Below are 1,192 nucleotides of genomic sequence, written 5' to 3'. Positions count from 1 at the left end.
GGCATTGGTGATGGTGGCCTGAACAGTGCCGGCGTCCTTGTAGACGTCATCGGCCGGCGCAGGAACGGTCACGGTGCCAGTGGTTTTGCCGGCATCGATGGTGATCACGGCGCCGTTGCTCAGGGTCACGGTCACCGGCGAACCAGCGGCGTTGGTCAGCGTTGCGGTGTAGGTGATCTGGCCACCTTCGGCCACGGTGCCGGTCGCGGTCAGGGACAGGTTGGTGGTGTCGATGGTGTCGGTCACGGTGGTGCTGACCGGGGTTTTGTCGGCGACCAGATTTTCGTAGTTGCCACCGTTCACGTTGGTGATCGCGTTGGTCAGCGGTGCGTGACCGGTCAACGCATCGTTCGGCGCGGTGGTGGTCACGGTGCCGGAGGTCTTGCCGATGTCGATGGTGATGGTCTGGCCGTTGGACAGGGTCACGGTCACTGGCGAGCCGGTCACCGGTGCACCAACAGTCGCGGTGTAGACCACGTTGCCGCCCTCGGCCGCTGTTGCGGTCGCGGTCAGTTTGACCGTGGTGGTGTCGATGGTGTCGGTGACGTTGGTCACGGCTGGCGTGGTGTTGGTCACCAGGTTTTCGAAGTTGCCACCGGTGGCCGACTTGATGGTGGCCTGAACAGTGCCGGCGTCCTTGTAGACGTCATCGGCCGGCGCAGGAACGGTCACGGTGCCGGTGGTTTTACCGGCATCGATGGTGATCACGGCGCCGTTGCTCAGGGTCACGGTCACTGGAGTGCCCGCAGCGTTGGTCAACGTTGCGGTGTAAGTGATCTGGCCACCTTCGGCCACGGTGCCGGTCGCGGTCAGCGACAGGTTGGTGGTGTCGATGGTGTCGGTCACGGTGGTGCTGACCGGCGTTTTGTCGGCCACGAGGTTTTCGTAGTTGCCGCCGCTGACGTTGGTAATCGCGTTGGTCAGCGGTGCGTGACCGTTGAGCGCATCGTTCGGCGCGGTGGTGGTGACGGTGCCGGTGGTTTTACCCACTTCGATGGTGATGGTCTGGCCATTGGACAGGGTCACGGTCACAGGCGAACCGGTCACCGGTGCACCAACAGTCGCGGTGTAGACGACGTTGCCGCCCTCGGCCGCTGTTGCGGTCGCGGTCAGCTTCACGGTGGTAGTGTCGATGGTGTCAGTGACATTGGTCACCGCTGGCGTGTTGCTGGTCACCAGGTTTTCGAAGTTG

General features: G+C 63.4%; 1 protein-coding gene. It reads right to left on the bottom strand.

The genetic code is table 11. The features are described 5' to 3' along the window. Positions 1–1,192 (bottom strand): immunoglobulin-like domain-containing protein (locus tag BBF94_RS26395; protein ID WP_176704511.1); only part of this gene is annotated, 1,192 nt, incomplete at both ends.

Origin of the sequence: Pseudomonas bananamidigenes (assembly GCF_001679645.1) — a bacterium.
Lineage (GTDB): Bacteria > Pseudomonadota > Gammaproteobacteria > Pseudomonadales > Pseudomonadaceae > Aquipseudomonas > Aquipseudomonas bananamidigenes.
This window is presented reverse-complemented; position numbering and strand designations above follow the sequence as displayed.